The sequence below is a fragment of the Ectothiorhodospira shaposhnikovii genome (genome assembly GCF_016584105.1).
Lineage (GTDB): Bacteria > Pseudomonadota > Gammaproteobacteria > Ectothiorhodospirales > Ectothiorhodospiraceae > Ectothiorhodospira > Ectothiorhodospira shaposhnikovii.
The window spans coordinates 206,262-229,840 of sequence record NZ_NRSM01000002.1; the positions used below are offsets into that span (position 1 = coordinate 206,262).

Sequence of the window (23,579 nt, forward strand, 5' to 3'; positions counted from 1 at the left end):
ACCACACGAGCGCACCAAAATAGGGCGCCCATCCACCACTCGCCCATCCCCTGCCGGGACGACTAGAATAGGGTTCAATACACAAAAGACCACGGAGGAAACGGCCATGATCGACAGCAAGAGCCTGGATGAGATGGCGCGCAAGCTGAGCAGCATGATGCCCGAGTCGGTGCAGCACGTTCAGGCGGACATCGAGAAGAACCTCAAGGCGGGTCTGTCCGGTGCCCTGCAGCGCATGGATCTGGTGACCCGGGAGGAGTTCGAGGTGCAGGCCGCCCTGCTGGAGCGCACCCGCGAGCGCCTCTCCGCCATGGAGGCCAGGGTCAAGGCCCTGGAGAAGGAATTCCTGGTCCCCCGCACCCGGGGGGACGACAACGTGGGCGAGGTGTAGCGGCGGCGTTTTCCCCTCACCCCCACGAGGATGAGGGGAAACACCCACAACTCATTTACGCTCCTCCTGATACCCGGTCACCATGGACTTGAGATAGGCATACCAGGGATGACCGGTGGTGGAGGCCATGTAGATATGGCCGATCAGGAACACCATCAGGGCAAAGGTGGCCGCCACGTGGGCGTAGGCCACCCAGGCCAGGGGCAACAGATCGCCCATGAAAGTCCCTTTCCAGGCGACGTAGGTCAGCAGCAGCAGACCGGACACCCACAACGCCGGCGCAATCGCCGCCTTGAAACCGAAATAGGCCAGTCGCTGCAGCGGATTATGCTTGCTGGACGGTGACGTCACGAACGGCTTGGCTTCGCCGGAGAAGATTCCGTAGGCGTAGTACATCATCACCGCCGGCAATCCCCGGTGGGTGGGCACATACTGGCGCCACTCCCCCGTCACCACATGCCAGAAGATGGCAAAGGCCCACAGACCGATCAGGCTCAGGGCCATGACGATATGGACCTGGAGGGCCGTGTCATAGGCCATCAGGCCATGACTGCCGTGCAGTGCCAGCCCGGTGAACAACAGGCCGAAGATCAGGATCGTCTGCGCCCAGTGCCAGAAACGCTCGAACAGCGTGAAGATGCGTACCTTGCTCATGCAGCCCCCCTCATCCGGCGACGGTGGATCAGATAGCGTCCCAGGCCGTGAGCCACCACCGACAGCAGGGTCAGCCATACCGCGAGCCAGCCGAAGGGTTCCCAGGGATGCCGGTCACGACCGGGAATGTAAACCCCTGGCAGATCCGCCAGCCGACCGTCCACGCCGTGGCAGGATTCACAGTTCAGGGCATCCTCCCTGGGCGCCACCATGTGATTGACCGGCCAGTACATGCGGGTGTCCACAAATCCGTACTCGCCGCTGAACCCGGCCTCGGTCTGACCCGTCCGGCGGGCGGTGGCCATGCCCGATGCCAACGCCGCATCCCAGTCGTAACCCCGCCAGAAGGCGTTTTCGTCCCGCCCGAACAGGTGCGCCACCAACAGGGTGTTGTAGTGGGTATCGTAGGGTTGACGCCCCGCCATGATCTTGAAAGGCCAGATCCGGGCGCCGGGCTGCCCCGGTTCCCCCAGGGGCCGGTTCACGGGCACCGGCACGGCGGGATCAATGGGATCCCCCAACAGGGTGTAGTGCATGTTGCCATCGAACCAGCGGTACTCCGGCACCAGATTTTCCTCCCACTGGAAGGCGCCCTTCATGCCGTCATAGACCACCAGACCGTCCTCCATTTCCACCACGGGGCGCCCCTGTTCGTCCCGGCGCCCGGCCACGGACCAGTCCCAGAGGGTCTTGGTGGGCAGCCCGCCCCGGGCAATGGCCGGTACATGGCAGGTCTGACAGGCAATGAATTCGGCATGCTGGTTGAGCTTGTTATGGATGCCGGTGTCATGGGGCGCGGTGCCGTGGCAGGACTGACAGGCCGGTCGGTCGCTCTCCCGCCCCGGCACCGCAACACCCGCTTCCGGGGCAGCCTTGAGCTGGTAGCGGCTACCCTGCTGGATATGGCCGGTAAATTCATGGCAGGTGGCACAGGAAAAATTCAGGCCGTCGGGGTCCATGTGAACATCCACATGGCGGGGTGGCGCCAGCAGGGAGCTGTCCAGATCGCCGTGCTTGACCGCGTCGCCCCCGCCCCCTTCAAAGTGGCAGGTGCCACAGGTTTCCCGGCTGGATCGACCCACATGGCGGGCCACATGGGCCAGATCCGGGGCCTTGAACAGTCGACCCCGGAACGGGGTATCCTCGTAGGGGGGATGACCGGCCCCGGTGGGAAATTTCACATAGGTGCCCGTGGTGTCATGACAGACCAGGCAGTCCACCCGATCCTGGGCGGTGAAATCGAAATGCTCGTCCTCCCAACCGTAGCCCACGTGGCAACTGCTGCAGCGCTCATAACTGCCGGCAATGCCCTGGCACAGATTGTTCAGGGCAAACCGCTTGCCCAGGGTCTGGCCGGTTTCCGGCTGCTCGAAGCGCCAGGTCCAGTGGATGCTGCGGTGAACCTGCAGCGCGGCTTCCGTGTGGCATTCCAGACAGGCCCGGGTGACTTCCGGGCCACTATGGAACGGACCGGCCAGTTGCTCGAACTTGCGGTGATCCGCCGTGGAGGACAAGGATGTCTCCGCGGGCAGGGCGGGGATCTCGTCGGCCGGTATCTGCAAGGGGAGCAGTACCAGCGAAAGAATGAGAAGACCTGAGCGTATCGACACGTGTCACTCCGGGACGTGAATGGCAAACCGGAGACCATTAGCAGGCACTAATAATCTAAAGTGAGTGTGACACAACCTCCACGCCTGCGTCCTTGATAATCATCAGGACGCCCTCAGCCGGGCCGGCACCAGTCATCGCCGGCGGCATCCTCGCGGTTGCGTTCACGCACCACATAGGAGCGGATCCGCCCCGACTCGAAATAGGTCCGCGCCATCAGTTCGCTCAGCACCCCGGTGGTGAGCAGCTGCACCGAGACCAGCACACACATCACCCCCACGAACAACAGCGGCCGGGTGCCGATATCCGCCTGCAACAGCACCTTGATCAGCAGCAAGTAGCCCAGAATGGCCGAGCCCAGGGCGCCAAAGAACAGGCCGATGGAACCGAAGAAGTGTCCCGGGCGCGCCTTGTAGCGCATGAAGAAGTACACCGACAAAAGGTCCAGGATCACCCGGAAGGTGCGGGAGATCCCGTACTTGGAGTCGCCGTGGGCACGGGGGTGGTGGGTCACCACGTGCTCGCGGATGCGCCGCGGCGAGGTCTGGGTGGCGAACCAGGCGGGGATGAAGCGATGCATCTCGCCGTAGAGACGGACCCCCTTGAGAACCTGAGCCCGGAACACCTTGAGGCTGCAGCCGTAGTCGTGCAGGTTCACCTTGGTGGTCCAGCGGATCAGCTTGTTGGCGATGCGGGACGGTACCTTGCGTTTCCACAGATCGTCATGGCGGTCCTTGCGCCAGCCCGCCACCATGTCCAGATCCTCGTCCAGCAGTCGCCGCACCATGACGGGGATATCCGCCGGATCGTTCTGCAGGTCGCCGTCCAGGGTGGCGATGACGCTGCCGCGGGCATGGTCGATCCCCGCCTGCATGGCCGCGGTCTGGCCGAAATTGCGCTGCAACGTGAGTACCCGCACATGGCGTCCATACTGTTCCCGGGCCGCCAGCATGTGGTCAGGCGTGGTGTCGGCACTGCCGTCATCCACCAGCACCACCTCCCAGGGCATGGACAGGTCACCCAGGGCCTCATGGATACGGGCTACCAGAGGGGCCACGTTATCCTCTTCGTTGTACATGGGAATGACCAGGGACAGACTCAGGGTCTCCTCGGTGCGGTAGACGGCGTAGCCCTGATCATCGGTGACGGCCTGCGCCGTCGCGGCATCGCCTTCGGGTTTGACGGACATGATGGTCTATTTCTCTTTGTTGGCCGCCGGCAGCCAGGGCAACAACAGCCCGCCGGCAAGCGTGGATCCAAGCAGGAAAAGGTGCAGATTGACGGCGCCCACCAGGGCCTGTTCCGCCGATACGCCGAAAGGCAGCAGGGCCGCCATCACACCGGCTTCGTAGGTACCGGCCCCGCCGACCCCGTGTACCGGCAGGACACTGGTCAGATCACCGGCGATGACCGCCAGCCACAGGGCGGCGGCGGGGGCCTCCAGGAACAGGGCCAGCACCCAGACAAAGACGGCCAGTTTGACGCCCCAGTTCAGTGCCGTCCAGGCCCAGGCACGCCAGAAGTCCCGGGGAGAGGACGGCAAGGCCTCCAGGGCCCGCAGGACCCACTCCCCCCATCGCCCCCGGACACGGGGCGCCAGCCAGTGCCGCAGCAGGGGTGAGGCGCGGCGCACCAGCGGCAGACCGGACAGCCACAGGATCGTAGCCGCCAAGGCCGCCGGCCATCCCACCAGCCAGGTGCCGACCGCCGCCAGGCCGAAGGCGGCGAGCACATGCAGGTCCATGAGGCGAAACCAGAGCAGCACCGGCACGGAATGCACCGCCGGTACCTGGAAATAGCGCGCCATCAACACCGGAAAGCTCAGCTCGCCGGTACGCATGGGCAGCAGATTATTGAGCAGATTATGAATCAGTGTCAGGCGCAGACAGGCCGGAAAACGGCCTCGCATCACCGACCGGTAAAAGTCATAGACCCGCCAGGCACGCAGGACATAGGTGAGCAGGGTGAGCAGACCGGCCACCAGCAGGGCCGCCGGCGATAGATCCCGCCAGGGTGTCAGGATGGCTCCCCACCCGTAGAAGACTTCCACCAGCCCGACAAAGGCCAGGAAGATGGCGATGGAAACGAGGGTTCTGGCGCGAGGCCTCAACATCCGGAAATATCCCAACACACCCGCCACCCGTCGACAAAGCGAAACCCTGCCGCCGACACCACGACCGGGTTACACTGCGCACATTCCATCCAAGCCCCGCAAGCCGACATCGTGCCACGCATCCATACCTATTACCCGACGGACCTGCAGGAACTGTCACCCCGCATCCTCTGGGCCTTCCTGACGGCGGCCCTGTTCACGGCCTTCTTCTACAACCTGCACGGCGTGCCGCTGTTCGACCTGGACGAAGGGGCGTTCAGTGAAGCGACCCGGGACATGCTGGCCCGGGGTGACTTCATCGCCACTTACCTCTATGGCGAGCCGCGGTATGATAAGCCCATCCTGATTTACTGGCTACAGGCCCTGAGCGTGAGCGCCTTCGGGCTCAACGAACTGGCCCTGCGACTGCCCTCGGCCCTCGCCGCCACCGGCTGGATGCTGCTGATATTCGCCTTCGTGCGGCGGGTCTGTGACCGTCATACCGCCCTGGCGGCCGCCATCATCGGCGCCACGTCCCTGGGGGTGATCGTCATCGGCAAGGCGGCCATCGCCGATGCCGCCCTGCATCTGTTCATCGTCGGCGCCATGTTCGCCATCTACCTGCATTTCAAGGAAGGCGGGGTTCGCTGGGTCTATCTGGCGTTCCTGTGCATGGGCCTGGGCTTCCTGACCAAGGGTCCGGTGGCGGTGGTGATCCCGCTGGCGGTCAGCCTGATCTTCTATGGTCTCAAGGGCGAGTGGCGATCCTGGCTGCGGGCGGCCTTCAATCCCCTGGGGATCATGCTGTTCCTGCTCATCGTGCTGCCCTGGTATCTGGCCATCACCTGGCGGGAAGGGCCGGGGTTCCTGATGGGCTTTTTCCTGGAGCACAACCTGGGCCGTTTCCAGGCCCCCATGCATGGCCATGCCGGTCCCTTCTATTTTTATCTGCCGGTGCTGCTGGTGGCCCTGCTGCCCTATACCACGGTACTGATCCGGACCCTGTGGGAAGTGCGGGAGAGCTTCCGCGAGGACCTGCACGGGTATCTGCTGACCTGGTTCCTGTTCGTGCTGGTGCTGTTCTCGGCGGCCGGCACCAAGCTGCCCCATTACATCTTCTACGGCATCACCCCCCTGTTCATCCTGATGGCCCTGCACCTGGACCGGGTCCGCGGCCGGTTCTGGCTGTTCCTGCCCCCGGCCCTGCTGTTTGCCGGGCTGCTGGCCCTGCCCCATCTGGTGGACCTGATCAAGCCCCATCTGGACGACCCCTTCATTCTCGCCCTGCTGACGGACCACCATGTGCATTTCGGCCCCCTCTGGCATGCCTTCTTCGTCATCGCCCTGGCGGCCTGCCTGTTCTTCATGCTGGATCGCCGCATCCAGCGCGGCTATCGCCTGTTCCTGATCGGCCTGACCCTGAACGTGGGCGTGGCGGGACTCCTGCTCCCGGCGGTGGCCGGTGTACAGCAGTCCCCCATCCGCGATGCCGGCCTGGCGGCCAGGGATCTGCCGGAGACGGTGGTGATGTGGCGCCTGAACAACCCCAGTTTCAGCATCTATGCCAACCGGGGCGTGGAGCGGCGCATGCCGGAGCCGGGAGAAGTGGCGGTCACCAAGGAGGATTCCCTGGACAGGCTGGCGCACCTCCCCCATGAAGTGCTGCACGCGCGCAACGGGGTGATCCTGGTGCGGATACTCGAAGCCCCGTAGGGAAGTTCGCTCGGGTGCCGGCTTTGGGTTATAGTCCGGGCATCAGGGACGAGCCCCATGGAAGGAGCCATGCAACTTGCCGTCATCCGCAGCCGTGCCCAACTGGGCATCCAGGCCCCGCCGGTTCACATCGAGGTCCATCTGGCCAACGGGCTGCCCAGCTTTGCCATGGTGGGCCTGCCGGAAGTGGCCGTGAAGGAAAGCCGCGACCGGGTCCGGGCCGCCATCCAGACCAGTGGCTTCGAATTCCCCGCCCGCCGCATCACCGTCAATCTGGCACCGGCGGATCTGCCCAAGGAAGGCGGGCGCTTCGACCTGGGTATCGCCCTGGGCATCCTGGCGGCCTCGGGACAGATCCCCCTCAAAGCCTGCAACGGCCTGGAGTTCCTGGGAGAACTGGGCCTGACCGGTGAGCTGCGCCCGGTGCGCGGCGTACTGCCCGCGGCCATGGCGGCGGTGCAAACCGGACATACCCTGATGCTGTCCCGGGGCGATGCGGACGAGGCGGTGCTGGTGAACGGCGTGAACGTGATACCGGCGGACCATCTGCTGGAAGTCTGCGCCCACCTGCGCGACGCAGCCCCCCTCTCTCCCCATGTGCGGCCCCCGGCCGCCAAGGATGACCCGACAACGCAACCGGATCTGGCGGACGTGCGTGGCCAGCCCCAGGCCCGCCGTGCCCTGGAGGCCGCCGCCACCGGCGGCCATCACCTGCTGATGATAGGGCCACCCGGCACCGGCAAGACCATGCTGGCCAGCCGCCTACCGGGGCTGCTGCCGCCCATGAGCGAAACCGAGGCCCTGGAAACCGCGGCCCTGCATGCCATCAGTCACCACGGCATCGACCCCGCCCGGTGGCGTACCCGTCCCTTCCGTACCCCCCATCACACCTGTTCGGGAATTGCGCTGGTGGGAGGCGGTTCACGCCCCAAACCCGGAGAGATCTCCCTGGCCCATAACGGAATCCTGTTCCTGGACGAACTGGCGGAGTTCGACCGCAAGGCTTTGGACGTGCTGCGTGAACCCCTGGAGACCGGCCGCATCTCCATTTCCCGCGCCGCCCGGCAGGCGGAGTTTCCGGCCCGCTTCCAGCTGGTGGCGGCGATGAATCCCTGCCCCCAGGGCTATGACTGCGACCTGGGACCCCACTGCCGCTGCACGCCGGAACAGCGTCGGCGGCACCGGGGGCGCATCTCGGCCCCGCTGCTGGACCGGATCGATCTGTCCATCGAGGTGCCCCGGCTGCCGCGGGATGTGCTGATGGACCCTGGGCCGCCCCCGGAATCCACCGAGCAGGTCAGGTCGAGGGTGGCCGCCTGCCGGGACCGGCAGCTGGCGCGGCAGGGGAAACTGAACGCGGCCCTGTCCGGGCGGGAGACGGAAGGGATCTGTACGCTGGCCCCGGCCCACCAACAGCTGCTGGAAACGGCCATGGACCGTTTCAGGCTCTCGGCTCGGGCCTATCACCGCATCCTGAGGGTCGCCCGCACCCTGGCGGACATGGATGGCGCGCCCCGGATCGAGGCGCACCACCTGATGGAAGCCCTGAGCTACCGGGCCATGGACCGCTGGCGGGCCAGCGAAGCCTGAGCACTCACGGCCGGGGCCGGACGGATCAGCCGCCGCTGGAGCGGGAGGCACGCTTGCGCTCGTGCTCCAGCAACAGCTTCTTGCGCACCCGGATCGCCTTGGGGGTGACTTCCACCAATTCATCGTCCTCGATGAATTCCAGGGCCTGCTCCAGGGACAGGCGCAGGGGCGGCGTCAGGATAATGTTCTCGTCGGAACCGGCGGCGCGGATGTTGGTGAGCTGCTTGGCCTTGAGAGGGTTCACCACCAGATCGTTGTCCCGGGTGTGGATGCCGATGACCATGCCCTCATAGACCTCTTCACCGGGGCCGATGAACATGCGGCCACGCTCCTGCAGGTTGAACAGGGCAAAGCCCAGGGCCTTGCCGTTGCCGTTGGCGATCAGTACCCCGTTGTTGCGGGGGGCCACCGCGCCGGCGCGGAACTCGCCGTAACTGTCGAACACATGATGCAGGATGCCGGTGCCGGAGGTGGCGGTCAGGAATTCGGTCTGAAAACCGATCAGGCCGCGGGAAGGCACCCGGTAGTCCAGACGCACCCGGCCCTTGCCGTCGGGGATCATGTCCAACAGCTCGCCGCGGCGGCTGCCCAGCTTTTCCATGATGCCCCCCTGGTGCTGCTCCTCCACGTCCACCGTCACCATCTCATAGGGTTCTTCCTTGACCCCGTCGCGGGTGCGCACGATAACTTCCGGGCGGGACACGCCCAGTTCGTAGCCCTCGCGGCGCATGTTCTCGATCAGGATGGACAGGTGCAGCTCACCCCGGCCGGACACGCGGAACTTGTCCGGATCGTCGGTCTCTTCCACCCGCAGGGCCACGTTGTGCTTGAGTTCTTCCATCAGGCGCTCGCGCAGGTTGCGGGAGGTGACGTACTTGCCGTCACGCCCGGCGAAGGGCGAGGTGTTGACCTGGAAGGTCATGCTCACGGTGGGCTCGTCCACCGTCAGGGCCTTGAGGGGTTCCACCGCGGCCGGGTCGCAAATGGTATCGGAGATGTAAAGCTCATCCATGCCGGTGAAGGCGATGATGTCACCGGCACGGGCCTCGGGGACTTCCATGCGATCCAGCCCCCGGAAGCCCAGAATCTGGAGCACGCGCCCGTTGCGCACATTGCCTTCCCGATCCATGACCTTGACGGAGGTATTGGTCCTGACCTTGCCCCGGCTGATGCGGCCGATCCCGATCAGACCCTGATAAGTGTTGTAGTCCAGGGAGGATACCTGCATCTGGAACGGACCTTCCGGGTCCACGGTGGGAGGCGGCACCTTGTCGACAACGGTCTGGAACAGGGGGTCCATGTTGCCGTCGGTCACACTTGGCTCCAGACCGGCAAAACCCTTGAGGGCGGAACAATACACCACGGGGAAATCGAGCTGTTCCTCGCTGGCGCCCAGGCGGTCGAAGAGGTCAAAGATCTGGTCCACCACCCAATCGGGACGGGCACCAGGACGGTCGATCTTGTTCACCACCACGATGGGGCGAAAGCCCATGGCGAAGGCCTTGGCGGTAACAAAGCGGGTCTGGGGCATGGGACCGTCGACCGCATCCACCAGCAACAATACGGAATCCACCATGGACAGCACCCGCTCCACCTCGCCGCCGAAATCGGCGTGGCCGGGGGTATCCACCACGTTGATCCGGTAGCCGTTCCACTCCAGGGCGGTGTTCTTGGCCAGGATGGTGATGCCCCGCTCCTTTTCCAGCGCGTTGGAGTCCATCATCCGCTCCACCACCTGCGCCCGGGCGTCCAGGGTTCCCGACTGCTGCAGCAGCTTGTCCACGAGGGTGGTCTTGCCATGGTCCACGTGGGCGATGATGGCGATGTTGCGAAGCTTGTCGGTCATGGAGAAAACGGCCTGCCGCCGGGCGATTGTTGGGCAAAGGGGGCGAGGATTATACAGCCCGCGGGGTTACGCGGATACGGCGGGGCCGGTAAATCTCGCCACTGTGAGCGCATTCCCTGTTGGAATTGGGCATCATGGAGCCTGAAGACATGCCACCTGAGGAGGCCTTCCCATGAAGACCCGCTACCAGGACATTGATCCTTACCAGACACTGGATGGATCGGAAATCCGGGAACTCATGCATCCCCGACTGCACGGTGAAGGTGCCCTGAGCCTGGCAGAGGCCCTGGTGCAACCCGGCGCCAGCACCCGACTGCACCGCCACCTGCAGACCGAGGAACATTATCACTTCACCCAGGGCGAAGGGATGATGTCCCTGGGGGACCAGGTCTTCCCGGTGAATACGGGAGACACGGTCAGGATACCGCCGGGGACCGCCCACAAGGTCATGAATACCGGTAATGTGCCGCTGCGCATCCTCTGCGCCTGCGCGCCCGCCTACCGCCATGAAGACACGCAGATCCTGGACTGATCAGACAGGTGCCTCGTTCTCCGCCGGCATCTGCAGATGAAACCCCCGACTTTTGAGGTTTGCCATCACCTGGGCGGCATCCTCCCGGGCCAGTCTGCGTTCGGGGGTCAGCTCAAACTCCAGGGCGAACACCGGGCCACCGAACACATCCAGCAACGTTTTCGGCAAGGACGAAAAGTCATCCTTTTTTGGCAGATAAAGATAAGTATCCTGCTTGCGACTGCTGCGATAAACGTAGCATGGCATGCCTTCGGCGTCGTGACTCAAACCGTCTTCTCCTTCGTTCAAGAATCAATACGTTGACGCGGAAACCTCGACAAGGCTCAATCCGCATCGAAAAACACGCCGGATTCATCGGGCGGGGGCGGTAATTCAGCTGGCGGCGGGACTCGCGGGACCGCACCCACCCGGTCCCACACCTCCATGCGCTGGATGTCGCGGCGCAAATACTCGAAAGCCACATGCCCGCCCAAAATGACCTGCTGAAGATAAAGACTGGTGGAAGTGACGCCGATCAGATTGCCTTCTCGCACCACCCCGTCGGTCAATACCACGCGCATTCGCTCCCCTTCGAGCTGACGCAACTCCTCCGGAATTGCCGTGCGATAGGCCCTGGACGCAGGACGCGCCGTTTCCGGCCGGAAGCTGGACGCCGGCGGCAAGGGCGTAACCGGCGCAAAAGGATCATGCTCCGCGATTTCAAGGGGCCGCCCGATCTCCTGCTCGATCTGACGGATCAGCGCCTGATTGGGCAACTCCACATCCCAGGGGCGGGTTACCGGCATGTGGATATCCACCCCCACGCCCAATCGATCCAGCGTCTCCTCAACGACACGGTCAGCCCCTCCGTAAAGTGCGCCGCCGAGGACCAGCAACCCCATTATCGATAGCAGAAAACCGGTTCGGGCCCTTCGCCAGTACAACAAGACAAAGGCCAGCGACACCACAGGGACAAGGTTGATCACCCCCCAGATGAACTCCCGACGAAAACCTGCCACAACCACCAGCAGGTACCCCAGCAAGACCATTACCGCACCCGTCAGCAAAGCGACATCCAACAAGGCCATGCGCGGACCCTCGATCCTTAAATCGGCTGGAAAAGTATAACAGGCCTACACTGTTTCACCTTGGCTTGTCCATACCATATACCCGCGGTAAGCTGCCAGACAGCGGTCAACACCTCAGGGAGAGAGGCGCATGCGCAGGGATACTGGCCTGACGATCACCGAACTGCTCGTCACGGTTGCCGTTTTTGCCTTACTTGCCACCATCGGCATCCCCAGTTTTGCCGGAATGGCGCGGGAACAGCAACTGATCACCACCACCAACACCTTCATCAACGCACTGTACGCTGCTCGCTGGGAAGCCGTGAAACGCGGCCATCACACCGTGCTGTGCCCATCCATGGATGGCCTCCAATGCGCGCCGGTTTCCTATGCGGAAGGGTGGATCATCGGCGTGGTGGAAAATACCGCCACGGGATCGCTCATTCAGCCCGACGAGGTCATTCGACACTTCGGCGCCGCACCCACTTCAGTGACCATCCATACCAACGGCACGATGGGCGAATACATCGCCTATCGCAACGACGGGCAGACTCGCCGCCTGAACGGTGCGCTGCAGATGGGCTCGGTATGGCTATGCCATGGGGAGACGGGACGACGGGTCGTCATCAGCCGGACAGGACGGGCGAGAGTGGAGATCACGTCCTGCTGACCGGAGGCAGAATTGCCGAAACCGCCCGGGCATCGACCGGGCGGTTTCTTGTCAGGGACTAGCGGGCCACCCAGGCGGTGCACCAGCCGTTGGCGGATACCAGCTTGCCGGGGAATACGGAGCAGGGGCCCCAGTCCTGGGCACTGGCATCGCTGTACAGAAGGCAGTTCAGGCAGGTCTGCCCATCCTCATAGGCGGGGTGCTGCACGCTTGAGGCATCGTGCCGATATTCCAGAGCCTGAGCCGCGGGGTCATCCTCGCTCAGGCGTTCCATGGCCTTGGCCGTCGTGGTCCAGCCCAGTCCAGCCACGGGTACGGCCAACAGGCCATAACTGCCGAACTTCAGAAAACGGCGCCGACTCAGGGTATTGTCGCGATCGTTCATCGTCTCTTCTCCTGTGTGTTCGTCGTGACAGTCTCGCGGTATGCCCCTGGCATTCGAGTCCTGCGCCGGTCCCTGATATTCTGTCGTCCCGCCTTGGCAACGCAGGCTTGACCTACAAAAGCTGGGGGCACCGGATTCACCCTAGCGAACCCCGGCCATGGGCGCAAGTATCCTGGAGACCGCCTTCACGACCCTTATAATGAATCGATTTCGCTCCCCGGACCGTCACCCCGCCCCTGCCCTCGCCGAAGATTCACAGAACATGCCCTTGCTGCTCCAGATCCAACAGCTTCGCACCCCCCGGATCGGTCCGCTGGACCTGGGCCTGGGCGCCGGAGAACTGGCCCAGGTGGCCGGCCCGTCCGGTGCCGGCAAGTCTCTGCTGCTGCGCGCCATCGCTGACCTTGACCGCAATGAGGGCCTGATCCGACTGGAAGGACAACCCCGACAGGCATGGACCGGCGCGGGTTGGCGCCGTCAGGTGGGTTACCTGCCGGCGGACCCGGCCTGGTGGGCGGATACGGTGGGTGAACACCTGCGGACAGGTGATGAGCGCTGGCTCGAAACCCTGGGCTTTGGCAAGGATGTGCGTGACTGGACCGTAGACCGTCTCTCCAGTGGTGAACGGCAACGGCTGGCCCTGGTACGGGTGCTGCAAAACCGGCCCCGGGCCCTGCTGCTGGACGAACCCACTGCCAATCTTGACCCGGACAACACCCGGATCATGGAAGGCCTGATCCGGGATTATCTGCGTGAAAGCAACGCCGCAGCCCTGTGGGTCAGCCATGACGCAGACCAGCGCAAACGCCTGGGCGGCCGCCTCTTCCTGATGGAAAACGGTCGACTGACGGAGTCAAATCCATGAGTGTCATCGCCCTGTCACCCGTGGACCTTACTCTGGCGGCCCTGCTGGTGATCGCCCTGGCGGTGCTGACCAGCCGGGTGGGCATGGGGTTGTCGAAGAGCCTGCTGGTCTCGGCCACGCGCACCGTGGTGCAGCTGCTGCTGATCGGCCTGGTGCTCAAGACCCTGTTCGAGCATGCCGCCCTGCACTGGGTGGCCATCATGGCTCTGGTGATGCTGCTGGTGGCAGGCCGGGAAGTGGTGGCCCGGCAGGGGCGACGATTCACTGGCTGGCGGGCCTACGGCATCGGCACCCTGGCCATGTTCGTGTCCGCCTTCACCGCCACGGTGTTCGCCCTGACCGTCATCATCGGCCCGGCCCCCTGGTGGGAACCCCAGTATGCCATCCCCCTGCTGGGCATGATGCTGGGCAACACCATGACCGGGATCGCCCTGGGCCTGGATCGACTGACTCAGTCCGCCTGGCAACAGCGCCGGGTGATCGAGGGGCGCCTGATCCTGGGACAAACCTGGGCTGAGGCGATCCAGGACATTCGCCGGGATGCCGCCCGCAGCGGCCTGATGCCCATCATCAATGCCATGGCGGCGGCGGGCATCGTCAGCCTGCCCGGCATGATGACCGGTCAGATCCTGGCGGGCACGCCGCCCATGGAGGCAGTGAAATACCAGATTCTGGTGATGTTTCTCATCACCGCGGGCACCGGATTCGGTACCCTGGGGGCCATCTGGCTGGGATCCCGACGACTGTTCGACGAGCGGGAGCGACTGCGGCTGGACCGTCTGAAGGCGGGATGAACCGCATTACGGCTCCAGCTGTCGAAAAGCCCGTTGCAGGCTCCCCGGGGGCATGGCATAGGGAGTATCATACGCCCGCTTTACCGGGGCGGCGGTCCCAATGACACCGCCCCTCCATTCGCGCTGATCGACAAGGCCCATCATGACAGATTGGACGACGGATAACGCCCGCCAGACCTACAACATCCCCCACTGGAACGGCGACTACTTCCACATCAATGAACAGGGCCGCGTGATCGTCCGGCCACCCGCCCATGCCCGGCATCCGGGCGTGGACCTGTTCGAACTGGTGAACCATGTGTCCGGCCTGAACATCGATGTGCCGGTGCTGGTGCGTTTTCCGGACATCCTCTGCGATCGCGTGAAGCGACTCACCGAGGCCTTCGATCAGGCCATCGAGGACAACGAGTTCCCCGGCCGCTACACCGCCGTCTATCCCATCAAGGTGAATCAGCAGCGCAGCGTGGTGGAACGCATCCTCACCTGCGGCGGCGAGCGGGTGGGCCTGGAGGCAGGCAGCAAGCCGGAACTGATGGCGGTGCTGGCCCTGGCCCGCCCCGGCGGGGTGATCGTCTGCAACGGCTACAAGGACCGGGAATACCTGCGTCTGGCCATGATCGGCCAGCTGCTGGGACACCGGGTCTACATCGTCATCGAAAAACCCTCGGAGCTGAACGGCGTCATCGAGGCCGCCCGTGACCTGGGGGTCCGCCCCTCCCTGGGCATGCGGGTGCGGCTGGCCTCCATGGGCAAGGGCAAATGGCAGAACACCGGTGGCGAAAAGGCCAAGTTCGGCCTCTCCGCCGCCCAGGCCCTGAAGCTGCTGGACCAGCTGCGGGACCACGACATGCTGGACTGCATGCAGCTGCTGCATTTCCACATGGGTTCCCAGATCGCCAACATCCGCGATATCCAGTCGGGCATGTACGAGGCCTCCCGCTTCTTCGCCGAGCTGCATCGCCTGGGTGCCCCCATCCAGGTGGTAGACGCCGGCGGCGGCCTGGGGGTGGACTACGAGGGTACCCGCTCCCGCAACCTGTGTTCCATCAACTACAGCCTGCAGGACTATGCCGACAGCCTGGTGCGCATCCTGGCCAACACCTGCCGGGAATACGACCTGCCGCCACCGGAGATCTTCACCGAGTCCGGTCGTGCCATGACCGCCCATCACGCGGTGCTGATCACCAACGTGATCGACACCGAGCGTGCGCCGGTGGCCGCCGACATCCAGCCCCCCGACGAGGAGGCCCCGGCGGTACTGCTGGACATGTGGAGCCTGTTTGAACGCACCGCCGAGAGTGCCCCCACCGAGGTCTTCCACACCATGGTGGACTGGCTGCGGGAAGTGCAGTCCATGTTCACCCACGGCCTGCTGGACCTGGAGCACCGGGCCCTGGCGGAGCAGATCTATTTCGCCACCTGCCGACGCCTGCTGGCCCGGCATGCCCAGCGCCTGCCCCGGGATATCGCCGACGAACTCACGGAAAAGCTCTCGGACAAGTATTTCTGCAACTTCTCCGTGTTTCAGTCCATCCCGGACGTCTGGGCCATCGACCAGATATTCCCCATCATGCCCCTGCACCGGCTGGACGAGCGCCCCACCCGACTGGGAGTACTGCAGGATCTCACCTGCGACTCCGACGGCCACGTGGACCGCTACGTGGACGGCGAGACCATCGTCCCCAGTCTGCCCCTGCACGAATTCCGCCCCGGGGAACAGTATCTGCTGGGGATCTTCATGGTCGGGGCCTACCAGGAGATCCTGGGGGATCTGCACAACCTGTTCGGCGACACCGACGCCATCAACGTGGTGCTGACCCGGGACGGCGGCTACGAAGTGGTGGAACCGGAACAGGGGGACACGGTGGAGGAGCTGCTGCGCTACGTGCACTTCGACACCGAGCTGTTGGCAGGCGCCTATCGCACCAAGGTGGCGGCCGCGGGCCTGGACGAGGCCATGCAGCGTCAGATCCTCAAGGAACTGGACAACGGCCTGTCCGGGTACACTTACCTGGAAGACTGATCCATCATGGGACATGCCCCTGTTCTCCCGCCCAAGGCGGCGGGAAGACAGGGGCGGCCACATCGATGAAGGTCATGCCCATCCAGTCAGATAACGGGCGCTGGTGACGACGAGGGTCTTATGGTTGAACTGACCAGTGACCATCCCTCATCAACTGGAATCGTCCTGTTGAGTCCTGGGCCCGCATGCTCTAGAATTTGCAATCTTTACGCCCCCATATCGTGGCCTGTCCCTTGATGGCATCAACAGGGCCACAAGCGTTTTTCGGTTCTTGCCGGCATAGCTCAGTTGGTAGAGCAGCGCATTCGTAATGCGAAGGTCGTAGGTTCGACTCCTATTGCCGGCACCACATGCTCCGGGCAACCCACGGAATGGGTTGCCCTGCTCTTTCGGGCCATCCTTATCCGCCGACATGAACCACGGTGATCACCCATGACGGTCTCGATCACCGCGATGGGTTCGGCACACACCCAACAGCCGCCTCCGGTCATCGCTCCCGAACCCGCCGGATTCCCAGTCCTCTGCTGTCAAGCGATGCCCGAAGACCGGGCGCAGCACATAAGTGAAAGCCGGCAGGGTTCGGCCACCCCGCAATTCCACCCGAACCCTGCGGCGTTCATAGAAATCACCTTCGAAACGGTCCAGTCGTCGCCAGTCCCTGGATGTCAGGCCACGATAGAGCCATCCTTCGACAACGCCCTCCCGGCCAGGGACAATTGCCGGAAAACATTCACCCTGGACCTTGCCGCGCCGAAACCCGCGTAGCCGCGCAGGCTCACCGGGGGGAACCGAGCCGGAAACCTTGCCCATGACATCGTCGAACATGAGGGTACCGTAGGCGAAAAGTGTGTTCATGGGATGATCTTACGTCCCGCAGGCGTCAAATGCAGGGGAATCAGTGGTCGAATCACTGTCTAACGTGTATCGGCCTCGAATCCTGGCAGCAGGCTTTGTGGCCTTCATGGAACCCATGGCAAAGAGGTGGCACGACCGCCATGAGCAACGCCCCATCCACGCGCCTCGCCGGCCGGATCATGCTGGGCCTCTTCTGGCTTCTGGTCCTGGTGACCGGCACCTGGTTCTATCAGGGCGTGCTGGAACGACAGCACAACCCCAACCTGCACCTGATCAATGGCGCCGATGAACACAGCGCGGAGATCGTGCTGCATCGGAACCGGGCCGGGCATTATCTGGCTACCGGACGCATCAACGGGGAGCGGGTGGAATTTCTTCTGGATACCGGCGCCACCTATCTGGCCATACCGGCCCCCATGGCGCATCGCCTGGGGCTGGAATCCACCGGCAAGGCCTGGTTTGAAACCGCCAATGGCCGTGTCCAGGGAGACCTGACCATACTGGACGAGGTACGTCTGGGGCATGTCGTGGTACGTTCGGTACGGGCGGCCGTCATCCCGGGCATGAGCGGCGACATGGCCCTGCTGGGCATGAGTTTCCTGAACCACTTCGACATCCGTATCCGCGACGGGCGAATGGAACTCATGCCCATGGGAAGGTGACATTGCTGTCATTTCCTCCAATACCGCCCCTTGCCCATCTCAAATGCCCCAGACTTCTCGGCAAGCTTCATTCTCTTCTGCAATGCCTATACTCGTTGCCTACGCATAAGGAAATGGAAAGGTCCTGCTCATGCCCGGATCGTTCAAACTGACTGCAGCCGGCATCACCCTGGGCTACGCCTTCTTCGCGACCATCTGGATCATCGCCTCGGGCCTGATGCTCGGCAGCGCCCTTGCCGAGCCACTTCCCCAGATTCGCATCGAAATAATCAAGGGATTGACATTTGTGGCCATTACCAGCGGGTTACTTTTCCTGCTGCTCAGGTCCTGGGACACGCGGCAACCGCCCAATCGACCGGACTCACCCACCCAAAGGGCCTTGCGCAACAGCAGCACCCTGCAGCTGGGGCTTGTCCTGCTGATGCTTGCCTTGCTGGCGCCGGGATTCGGGCTGCTGATTGCCGGCCTGCAGAAACCTCAGCTGGAGCAAAAGGCGTTCGATAATCTCACCACCATTGCACACCTCAAGGCCCAGCAAATAGCGGTCTGGCTGAAGGAACGCGAGGCTGACGGTCTGGTGCTTGCGGGGCAGGCACATTTCCTTGAGGACGTAAGGTTGCTTTCCCTGCCCGATGACAACCCACTCTTGCAACAAAGAATTCTTGATCGCCTCAGGACGCTGAAAGATCATCACGACGATCAAAACATCCTGTTGCTGGATCACGCAGGCTCCCTGCTGCTTGGCACGGACACAACGGCCCGGATCCATCCCGATACCCTGTCCCTGCTGGACAAGACCGGCCCGCCGGGACGGGCGCTTCATAATCAGATGGCTTACGATGATGAAGGGCAGGTCAGCCTGGATTTTGTCATCCCGTTGCCAGCATCTCCCCACATCCAACAGGATGAAACACGGCTCGGATTTATTGTGATCCAGATAAATCCCGAAACATATCTTTTCCCACTCTTGAGATCCTGGCCCTCTGCCGGCAAAAGCGGTGAAAGCACCCTGGTTCGGAATCGGAACCATCAATTCATTGTGCTGCACCCCACCAGCCACGACAATTCGCCCGCAGAGAGCCTCCATTTCCCGACCATTCCCGCCATGGTTGCAGCGCAAGGAAAGGATACCGGGATCATCCGCAGCCTGGATGGCCAGGGCAACCGGATACTGGCCGCGTTCACCCCTGTCACTGGGAGCGAATGGATCATGATCGCCAGCATGGATCAGGCGGAAGCACTGGCGCCACTTGAAAATCTTCTTTTCTGGACCCGCATCCTCTCCCTGCTGGCCGTGGCGGTCATCAGTACGCTGTTGCTGCTGTTATGGCATCAACAGCAACGGCTGCAGGTGTTGGCATTGACGGCAGAGCAGATGCGTTCAAACCGCATCCTTGACCACTTCTACCTGCAGCCATCCATCGGTATGGCCATCATCACACCGTCGGGCATGTGTGAACGCTGCAACGACAGGCTCTGCGAGATTCTGGGCCGGCGCCGCGAGACCATGCATGCCACACCCTGGCAAACGCTGGTACATCCGGAAGACCAATCGGCCTGGCGGAAACAACTGGAGGCCATTGCGGCGGGCACACTGGGTACCTGCACCTTGGAGCAACGCCTGCAACGCACTGACGGCACCATCGCATACGCATCCATCAACGTGAAGGGCATTCGTGACCCCGGCGAAACGACTCACTCCCTGCTTGTCACGGTGGAAGACATCTCGGAACGCAAGCAGGCCCAGACGACCCTGCAGGACAGCGAGGAACGCTACCGCAGCCTGTTTGAAAACAACCATACGGTCATGCTGCTGATTGACCCTGGTGATGGCGCAATCATCGACGCCAATCCCGCCGCCTGCCAATTCTACGGCTGGGATCGCGAGCAGATGCAGCGCATGAAAATCAGCCAGATCAACCCGCTTTCCGCCGATGAAATCCGGGTGGAAATGGAGATGGCCCGCCATCAGAAGCGCAAGTATTTTCAGTTCCGGCACCGGCTGGCAGATGGCCGCGTCACCCACGTGGAAGTGTACAGCGGTCCCATCAGCATGCGGGGACGCCCACTTCTGTATTCCATCATTCACGACACTACTGAAAAAGTCCTGACTCAAAAGAAACTGGGAGAGACGGAAAGCCTGATGCGCATGGCCTCGACCCTGGCCAGGCTGGGAGGCTGGCAGGCAGACCTTGCCAATGGCATGGTCTATTGGTCGGATGAGGTATGCAGGATTCATGACATGCCGCATGGCACCACCGTTTCCCTGGAAGACGGCATCCGTTTCTATACACCGGAATCACGCCCAAGGATCATTGAGGTTTTTCGTGCCTGCGCGGAGACCGGCACACCCTACGACGAGGAACTGCAGATCCAGACGGCCAAGGGACGGCGGCTCTGGATCCGGACCATCGGTACACCGATCAGGGATGAAAACGGAGACATCGTCAGGGTGAGAGGCGCTTTCCAGGACATCACGGAACGCAAGCAGGCGGAAGAGCGCTTGCAGCAATCCGCTACCGTCTTTGATGCCACCAGTGAAGGTATCATCATCACGGATGCCAATGCGCGCATCCTGGCCGTAAACAGGGCCTTTACCCAGATCACCGGCTACAGGGATGACGAAGCCATGGGACGGAATCCTAATCTGCTCAATTCCAGGCGCCACCACCGACTGTTTTATGAGCAAATGTGGACAAGCCTGGGCAATTCCGGACACTGGCGGGGAGAAATCTGGAATCGGCGCAAAAACGGCGAGGTGTACCCCCAGTGGACCAGCATCAACGCGGTGCGTAGCCGCGACGGTACCATCACCCATTACGTGGGTGTTTTTTCCGATATCAGCGACATCAAGCGGACACAGGAAGAGATCCAACGTCTGGCTTACCGCGACCCGCTGACCGACCTGCCGAACCGATTACTGTTCCGCACACGCCTGGAACAGGCCCTGCTCCGCGCAGAATCCCGGCAATCGGATGTGGCGGTACTTCAACTGGATCTGGATGAATTCAAGCACATCAACGACAGCCTGGGGCACAGTGAAGGCGACCAGATTCTGACCGAAGTGGCCAATCGCCTGGAGGCAGTGCTGCAAAAGGATGAAACCCTGGCACGCATGGGAGGAGACGAATTCGCGATTCTGGTGGAGGATTCCAGCAACAGTCGTACACGCCCGGAGATCGTGGCCGAATCAGTCCTGCAGGCCCTGCAGGACCCGATCAAGCTGGGGGGACAGGATATCTTCATCACCGCCAGCATCGGCATCGCCACCTATCCCCACGATGGTCAGGATGTGGAGCAACTGCTTCAGCACAGCGATGCCGCCACCTATCGGGCCAAACATTCCGGTGGAAACTCTTACTGCTACTATGCCCGGAACCTGACCGAATATGCGCGAGATCGGGTGGTGATGGCGACTGAGCTGCGGCACGCCATCCAGCGAAATGAACTGATTCTCCATTACCAGCCACAGATAGACCTGTCCACCGGAAAGCTCCATGGATTGGAGGTGCTGGTGCGGTGGGAGCACCCCATCCAGGGCCTGATCCCCCCCAACCGGTTCATCCCCATGGCCGAGGATACCGGCCTTATCCTGCCCCTGGGGCGCTGGGTGCTGGAGCAGGCCTGCCGGCAGGCCCTGCGCTGGGACCAGGAGGGACTGGTATTCGGACGTATCGCCGTCAATGTCTCGGGCATCCAGATTCAGCGCAGCGACATGGTGGAAACCGTGGCCACAGTGCTGCGGGATACAGGACTGGATTCCAGATTGCTGGAACTGGGGGTCACCGAGAGCTTCATCATGGACCGGCGACAGGGTGCTCATGAACTGCTCATCGCCCTCAAGGCCCTGGGGGTCACGCTGGCAGTGGATGACTTCGGGACTGGCTACTCGTCCCTGTCCTACCTGAAATCCCTGCCCTTTGACTGCCTGAAAATCGACCAGAGCTTTGTCAGGGGCATTCCGGACGACACCCATGACCTGGCAATAGCCAAAGCCATCATCACGCTGGGCACAAATCTGGGATTTCAGGTACTGGCCGAGGGCGTGGAAACCGACAGCCAGCGGGATCTGCTGACCGACCTGGGATGTCATCAGGCCCAGGGCTATCTCTATAGCCGCCCTCTCCCGGCCCATCAACTTCAAGAGTTCCTGCGGCGAACAGGGGCCGGCACAACCTGAGATACCATGCACTCTCGCCGCAAAAACCGGTCATGCCATGGAGCAATACAGAACTAACAGAACTACTTGCTCGGAACATCCCCTAAAATGAATGCCTCCCCCACCTGGATTTCAATCCCATGCCCACCCAAGCCACCGGTTCCGGATCTTCCAGAATCATCATCCTGACAGCCACCGTCGCCCTGCTGCTGGGCGGCTCCCTCGTCGGACTGAACCAATGGGTGCATAAGGTGGCGGCAGACCGTATCGAGGCCAGCCTGGACAGCCTCGGGCAGACGGACAGCACACAGCCCGGCCTTCACCTGCTATGGGCCGAATATGATCGCAAGCAAGGCTTCATCCAGTACCGGCTGCGCTTCATACCCGCACCCGAGAACCCGCTGTATCCGTTACTCAGCGAATGGCAGGAAACCGAACAACCTCACCTGGAGTTATCGGGCAACGCCGAAGTCACCACCCATGGGCTGTCGGGACTGCTGGGCAAGATTGCCGATGTGCAAGGACAACTGCTGCTGTCGGATACCTGGAAGCAGATGCTGCCGGATTATCGAGGCGAAGACTGGGCGCGCTACGACATTGAATTCCACACCCGACACCAGCACCGCGTCAGAATCGACGGCGACGGTTATCAGGGCAGAATCATGGATGGCCTGGGCCGGAGACAGGGGCAGGCCGACTGGTCCCCATGGCAACTGGTCAGCCACTGGCAACAGGACGGTCGGCTCGACGGGCTTTCCCTGGATCTGCCACGGGCATGGATCAAGGTGCAGGATGACAGCTTCGAATTCCTGCTGGAGTCACTGGCCTTCGTCCTGGAAGACGCCTTGGTTGAAGAAGGCATCCTGACGCAGGCCCGATCCGAAACCCGGATCAAACGCTGGCGACTGGAAGATGCCCAGGAGTCCCTGGAAATGCGGGACCTGAGTCTCCACTGGCACAATCAGCGGGAAGCAGACCGGCTCAAGGGCAACATGGATCTGGCCTGGGGGCCCATCGTCCTTGACGGGATCAAACTGTTGGAAAGTGGACAGGTGGGCATGCGTTCCGAACTGGGCTTTGCGGGCCTGGTTGCACTCAGAGCCATGACGGATGCCGGAGCCGATGAAGATCCGGATGTCCTTGAAGCGGGCCTGCAAGCCCTGCTCGGCCAGGGCGCCATGGTCGCCGTCGATCCACTGTCGCTGCGGCATGCTCAAGCCGGCTCATTTGAAGGCAAGCTGACCCTTGGGGTCAGGGAAAACCCCGCGCTGGACCTGAACCGCGGCCTTGAGGAACTGGACGCCCTGCACGGTTCCGCCAGTGTCGAGGTTCAGCCTGCCCTGATCCGGACCTTCATCCGATACTACCTGCTGGAGCAGTTCCCGGGCTCGGAAGGCCCCCATCTGGACCGCCTGGTGGAACAGCAATGGCTGGAATGGTCCTTTTTCCTGCGCATGATGCCTTTCGTGACCCACTGGGACGACGATCTGATCCGCATGGCCCTGGAACTGGACGCCGGCATGCTCTCGGTGGATGGTCGAGAGGTCATGAACCTGCGGGAAATCATGCGGCTATTCTAGATTACGGGGCTGACCGGGTCCTGGGCTGCCTCGGCGTTGATGAGTACCGCATGCAATGCCTCATGGGCATCCAGATCCTTCCCTGGTCACAGGGGGATCCACGACGCCCATTGA

20 protein-coding genes and 1 tRNA gene are annotated in these 23,579 nt (G+C 62.7%); 12 read left to right on the top strand and 9 right to left on the bottom strand.

The window, feature by feature from the left end; all coding sequences use genetic code 11:
* Positions 1 to 106 precede the first annotated feature (106 nt).
* Positions 107 to 391, top strand: a complete 285-nt coding sequence (locus CKO35_RS02215; RefSeq protein WP_200172124.1) for an accessory factor UbiK family protein — start codon at positions 107 to 109, stop codon at positions 389 to 391.
* A gap of 51 nt (positions 392 to 442) precedes the next feature.
* Here CKO35_RS02215 and CKO35_RS02220 read toward each other — a convergent pair whose 3' ends face one another.
* From CKO35_RS02220 to CKO35_RS02235, 4 genes are all read right to left on the bottom strand, one after another.
* Positions 443 to 1,045 carry a cytochrome b/b6 domain-containing protein gene (locus CKO35_RS02220; RefSeq protein ID WP_200172126.1) on the bottom strand — a complete coding sequence of 201 codons (603 nt, stop codon included), beginning with the start codon at positions 1,043 to 1,045 and terminating at the stop codon, positions 443 to 445.
* Positions 1,042 to 2,655, bottom strand: a complete 1,614-nt coding sequence (locus CKO35_RS02225) for a tetrathionate reductase family octaheme c-type cytochrome (protein ID WP_338031741.1) — start codon at positions 2,653 to 2,655, stop codon at positions 1,042 to 1,044. Before CKO35_RS02225 ends, CKO35_RS02220 begins: the two co-directional genes overlap by 4 nt.
* A gap of 113 nt (positions 2,656 to 2,768) precedes the next feature.
* Positions 2,769 to 3,842 carry a glycosyltransferase gene (locus CKO35_RS02230; RefSeq protein ID WP_200172127.1) on the bottom strand — a complete coding sequence of 358 codons (1,074 nt, stop codon included), beginning with the start codon at positions 3,840 to 3,842 and terminating at the stop codon, positions 2,769 to 2,771.
* Between the two features lie 6 nt (positions 3,843 to 3,848).
* Positions 3,849 to 4,766, bottom strand: coding sequence for a lysylphosphatidylglycerol synthase transmembrane domain-containing protein (locus CKO35_RS02235; RefSeq protein ID WP_200172129.1), 918 nt, complete (start codon positions 4,764 to 4,766; stop codon positions 3,849 to 3,851).
* 111 nt (positions 4,767 to 4,877) lie between these two features.
* On the opposite strand from CKO35_RS02235, the gene CKO35_RS02240 reads away from it, so the two are divergent.
* Together CKO35_RS02240 and CKO35_RS02245 are read left to right on the top strand one after the other, a co-directional pair.
* Positions 4,878 to 6,458, top strand: coding sequence for a glycosyltransferase family 39 protein (locus CKO35_RS02240; RefSeq protein ID WP_200172131.1), 1,581 nt, complete (start codon positions 4,878 to 4,880; stop codon positions 6,456 to 6,458).
* Between the two features lie 69 nt (positions 6,459 to 6,527).
* Positions 6,528 to 8,048, top strand: a complete 1,521-nt coding sequence (locus CKO35_RS02245; RefSeq protein ID WP_200172133.1) for a YifB family Mg chelatase-like AAA ATPase — start codon at positions 6,528 to 6,530, stop codon at positions 8,046 to 8,048.
* Between the two features lie 25 nt (positions 8,049 to 8,073).
* Here CKO35_RS02245 and typA read toward each other — a convergent pair whose 3' ends face one another.
* Positions 8,074 to 9,894, bottom strand: a complete 1,821-nt coding sequence (gene typA / locus CKO35_RS02250; protein WP_200172134.1) for a translational GTPase TypA — start codon at positions 9,892 to 9,894, stop codon at positions 8,074 to 8,076.
* A gap of 172 nt (positions 9,895 to 10,066) precedes the next feature.
* Between typA and CKO35_RS02255 the strand changes: the two genes are divergently transcribed.
* A complete protein-coding gene (locus tag CKO35_RS02255) occupies positions 10,067 to 10,426 on the top strand; it encodes a cupin domain-containing protein (protein WP_200172135.1) in 360 nt (119 codons plus the stop codon).
* Here CKO35_RS02255 and CKO35_RS02260 read toward each other — a convergent pair whose 3' ends face one another.
* Together CKO35_RS02260 and CKO35_RS02265 are read right to left on the bottom strand one after the other, a co-directional pair.
* Entirely contained in the window at positions 10,427 to 10,672 is a 246-nt protein-coding gene (locus CKO35_RS02260; protein ID WP_200172213.1) for a YcgL domain-containing protein, read from the bottom strand.
* Between the two features lie 77 nt (positions 10,673 to 10,749).
* Entirely contained in the window at positions 10,750 to 11,493 is a 744-nt protein-coding gene (locus CKO35_RS02265; protein WP_200172136.1) for a hypothetical protein, read from the bottom strand.
* A 130-nt stretch (positions 11,494 to 11,623) separates the two neighbouring features.
* On the opposite strand from CKO35_RS02265, the gene CKO35_RS02270 reads away from it, so the two are divergent.
* Positions 11,624 to 12,142: a GspH/FimT family pseudopilin gene (locus CKO35_RS02270; RefSeq protein WP_200172137.1), complete on the top strand. Its 519-nt coding sequence runs from the start codon at positions 11,624 to 11,626 to the stop codon at positions 12,140 to 12,142.
* A 58-nt stretch (positions 12,143 to 12,200) separates the two neighbouring features.
* On the opposite strand, the gene CKO35_RS02275 is transcribed toward CKO35_RS02270, so the two are convergent.
* Positions 12,201 to 12,527 (bottom strand): high-potential iron-sulfur protein, encoded by a 327-nt coding sequence (locus tag CKO35_RS02275; RefSeq protein WP_200172138.1) that lies wholly within the window; start codon positions 12,525 to 12,527, stop codon positions 12,201 to 12,203.
* 262 nt (positions 12,528 to 12,789) lie between these two features.
* Between CKO35_RS02275 and CKO35_RS02280 the strand changes: the two genes are divergently transcribed.
* From CKO35_RS02280 to CKO35_RS02295, 4 genes are all read left to right on the top strand, one after another.
* A complete protein-coding gene (locus CKO35_RS02280; protein ID WP_200172144.1) occupies positions 12,790 to 13,392 on the top strand; it encodes an ABC transporter ATP-binding protein in 603 nt (200 codons plus the stop codon).
* Positions 13,389 to 14,186, top strand: a complete 798-nt coding sequence (locus CKO35_RS02285; RefSeq protein WP_200172146.1) for an ABC transporter permease — start codon at positions 13,389 to 13,391, stop codon at positions 14,184 to 14,186. Before CKO35_RS02280 ends, CKO35_RS02285 begins: the two co-directional genes overlap by 4 nt.
* Positions 14,187 to 14,328: 142 nt before the next feature.
* A complete protein-coding gene (gene speA / locus CKO35_RS02290) occupies positions 14,329 to 16,209 on the top strand; it encodes a biosynthetic arginine decarboxylase (RefSeq protein ID WP_200172155.1) in 1,881 nt (626 codons plus the stop codon).
* Between the two features lie 273 nt (positions 16,210 to 16,482).
* Positions 16,483 to 16,558, top strand: a tRNA-Thr gene (locus tag CKO35_RS02295).
* 77 nt (positions 16,559 to 16,635) lie between these two features.
* On the opposite strand, the gene CKO35_RS02300 is transcribed toward CKO35_RS02295, so the two are convergent.
* Positions 16,636 to 17,064, bottom strand: coding sequence for a gamma-glutamylcyclotransferase family protein (locus CKO35_RS02300; protein ID WP_200172157.1), 429 nt, complete (start codon positions 17,062 to 17,064; stop codon positions 16,636 to 16,638).
* A gap of 140 nt (positions 17,065 to 17,204) precedes the next feature.
* Here CKO35_RS02300 and CKO35_RS02305 point away from each other — a divergent pair, with 140 nt between their 5' ends.
* The 3 genes from CKO35_RS02305 to CKO35_RS02315 all read left to right on the top strand — a co-directional run bounded on the left by CKO35_RS02305 (position 17,205) and on the right by CKO35_RS02315 (position 23,465).
* A complete protein-coding gene (locus tag CKO35_RS02305; protein ID WP_200172159.1) occupies positions 17,205 to 17,726 on the top strand; it encodes a retropepsin-like aspartic protease family protein in 522 nt (173 codons plus the stop codon).
* Positions 17,727 to 17,856: 130 nt separating this feature from the next.
* Positions 17,857 to 21,906: a bifunctional diguanylate cyclase/phosphodiesterase gene (locus CKO35_RS02310; protein ID WP_200172161.1), complete on the top strand. Its 4,050-nt coding sequence runs from the start codon at positions 17,857 to 17,859 to the stop codon at positions 21,904 to 21,906.
* Positions 21,907 to 22,025: 119 nt separating this feature from the next.
* Positions 22,026 to 23,465, top strand: a complete 1,440-nt coding sequence (locus CKO35_RS02315) for a DUF945 family protein (RefSeq protein ID WP_200172163.1) — start codon at positions 22,026 to 22,028, stop codon at positions 23,463 to 23,465.
* Positions 23,466 to 23,579 lie beyond the last annotated feature (114 nt).